General features: G+C 55.9%; 2 protein-coding genes. Both read left to right on the top strand.

Annotated elements, in window-relative coordinates; translation table 11 throughout:
- Positions 1-378: 378 nt before the first annotated feature.
- Positions 379-1,740: an IS1380 family transposase gene (locus tag SGJ19_24945; GenBank protein ID MDZ4783507.1), complete on the top strand. Its 1,362-nt coding sequence runs from the start codon at positions 379-381 to the stop codon at positions 1,738-1,740.
- A 186-nt stretch (positions 1,741-1,926) separates the two neighbouring features.
- Positions 1,927-2,823, top strand: coding sequence for a hypothetical protein (locus SGJ19_24950; GenBank protein ID MDZ4783508.1), 897 nt, complete (start codon positions 1,927-1,929; stop codon positions 2,821-2,823).
- Positions 2,824-2,916: the final 93 nt, after the last annotated feature.

The following is a 2,916-nucleotide window of genomic DNA, read 5'->3' on the forward strand; positions in this document are numbered from 1 at the left end:
AGTTGGAAGTATGCTCAGGAGAACTTCGGAAATTGGCTTTGGTATCGCAAGCCTCTCGGTCCTTGCGATTGCATTGATGTGTAGTCTCGACAGCGAAGCCTTGGCGGATACGGAGCCAGATTGCGCGATTCACAACGGATTGGAGTGTTCTGGTCGGTGTGGAAGTAATTTGACGTGCTGCATCACAATGTCGTCGCCGTGTGTTTGCCAGTAACAGTGCGGTCGCTTCGTGCGAACGCAGAGGGAATTGCCCGCGTCTCGCAAGCCTTAAACCCGCATTTCCCAGATGACTTCCTGCATGTTGGCATGCGATTTGCGCTAGACCCTTAAAAAGCAGGGGTTTACTGCCAATATGTGCCAAGCGGAGAGGGGAACCCGATGGGTGACTGCCAAAACGAAGATTTGCGGGTCAGTTTTGACAGCCGCTTAAAGCTGAAATTTCTGGGCAGCCAGGTCACGACCGACGCCGGACTGTTGGCCTACCGTGAACTCGATGCAGCGCTCGGCCTCACGGAAATGGCGTCCGAGCTGCTCACCGATTCACGTCAGGGGAGCAACAAACAGCACCAGCTCTCACCGCTCTTACGGCAGTCCGTCTTTAGCCGGTTGGCAGGTTATGAAGATGTGAACGACGCGGAGCGATTATCTGTCGACCCTGCGATCCGTCACGTGGTCGGCGGGCGAGCGGCGCTGCCGGAGAAGCATGCCGCTTCGACCAGCGAGGTCGGTCGCTTCGAAACAGAAATCCTCAGCACCAAGAGCAACCTCACGGCGCTCATCAATCTTTCCGGCCAATGGATCGACAAGGTCCACGAGCGAAAGCCACTCCAGGAACTGATCCTCGACCTGGATAGTTCCGTCAGCGAAACCTATGGAAGGCAGGAGGGGACGGCCTACAACGGGCACTTCGAGTGCCTGTGCTACCATCCGCTGTTCCTGTTCAACCAGTTCGGCGACTTGGAACGCGTCCTGCTGCGGCGTGGCAATCACGCCAGCGCGAAGTACTGGCGGCGCGTGCTGTTACCGGTGATCGAGCGCTACCGTCACCTGGCGATCCCCAAGTTCTTTCGCGGTGATGCAGCGTTTGCGAATCCGTCCTTGTACCGCGTGCTGGAGAAAGAGGGTTATCGTTATGCCATTCGCCTCAAGGCCAACGCGGTCTTGGAGCGAGAAATCTCGCACCTGCTGACCCGTCCCGTGGGTCGGCCTTCCCACAAACCGAAGGTCTTCTACCACAGCTTCCAGTATCAAGCGAAGTCGTGGCCACATTCGCGCCGCGTGGTGGCCAAGATCGAGTGGCACGCCGGCGAGTTGTTCCCGCGCATCGGTTTCATCGTGACCAACCTGAATAAGCACTCGCAGAATGTCGTGAAGTTTTACAACGGCCGCGGTACGGCCGAGCAGTGGATCAAGGAGGGCAAGAACGCCGTCAAGTGGACGAAGCTTTCCTGCCGCACGTTCAAAGACAACCAGGCTCGTTTGCAGTTGTTCGCCTTGGCCTACAACCTGGGCAACTTCTTGCGTCGGTTGGCTTTGCCGAAACCAGTGCGACACTGGTCGCTGACGACGCTGCGGGAGAAGCTCATCAAGATCGGAGCGAAGGTCACGCGGCACTCCAAGTACGTGACCTTCCAACTGGCCGAGGTAGCGGTCACGCGAAACTTGTTTGCCGCAATTCTCCACCGCATCGCGAGGCTGGCGATTCCGCCGCCGGTTCTCGTGTGCGGAATGCCGGCCTAGGAACAGGACGACGACGAAAACAGGTTAGCTCTAGGGGGGAGGTCTGCGCGGTGCTCGTGTTGAAGGCTGCAAAACAGCCGTTCCGAGCACCAATCCGTTCGTGGAAACCCAGGAATCGGAATCCTGGCACGGAAAACGATGAAAATTCATTCCGCGCTAGACGCGGGTGGGGGGGGCGTTGTTAGAATGGCGACCGTTCCGAGCTTGGATCGGTTCCAGGCTCAAGCCATCTGGGAAATGTCGGTTAAAGCGAGACGCGGGTATTTTTCGCCCTTCAAAATGCACGGTAGGCAAATGATGCATTTCAACACAATATTTGCTCGACACACCCGTCTAATCGCGATCGCAGTATATGTGGCAGAAGCTGGTCTAGCGTTGGCAGCGCCTGAAAATACGCCAGAGATTAATTGGTCAGACGCGCTAGCGGGGTGGCAACGACTCGAGACAAACACTAATTCCCTCTCATGCGACTTGTCAGAAACTTTTATAAGTCCTGCGAAGGCGCAATCGACTTCCGAGCTTGCCAAATGGTCGCTTAATTACAAACGCGACTGGTATCGAATTCAAAAGACCGCCCTGCAAGATGGAAAAGTACACCACGAAAAGGCTTGGGTGCGAAATTCGGCGTACTCGTTTGTCGTTGCGAAAAGTTCCAAAGCTAGTCCCTGGGTATTGTACGACGTCACCTTCGAACTGGAAAAACCAACTGAAGCCGACATTGGCGACAAAAACTTTGGAATGAAGGTTCGTATGCCATGGTGTGTGTTCGATGTGCCGCTTCGGACTCTGGTCGATGAGCCGAGCTTTACAATCAAAAGTTCATCGAAAAGCATTCGCGGCAGCGACCAACTTGTTGAGTTCCAATTCGAAGTCAGCAATCCAGACAGTCCTTCCAGCAACTTGCGGAGGCTTCGAAATGGACGAGTGGTACTTGTTCCGGCCATGAACTGGGCGATATGCGACTACGATGCTGCACTCAGCAGCCTAGATGGCCAAAACTCCATCACCACACACGCCGTAGCCCACATTGACTATGTAAACGAAAACTCAGGTACGGCCCGGGTGCGGAGGATGTCCCTTTGAGGAACTAGCCCGACGGGCGGCGCAGGAGACGGCCAGCTACGAGCAGTACCTGCTCGAGTTGGCCGAGCGGGAGTGCCAGGTCCGCTGGGCCAA

This window comes from Planctomycetia bacterium, from assembly GCA_034440135.1.
Taxonomy (GTDB): Bacteria; Planctomycetota; Planctomycetia; order Pirellulales; family JALHLM01; genus JALHLM01.

Coding starts and splice junctions, on each gene's coding strand:
- SGJ19_24945 (MDZ4783507.1), top strand. CDS start 379: ATGGGTGACTGCCAAAACGAAGATTTGCGGGTCAGTTTTGACAGCCGC.
- SGJ19_24950 (MDZ4783508.1), top strand. CDS start 1,927: ATGGCGACCGTTCCGAGCTTGGATCGGTTCCAGGCTCAAGCCATCTGG.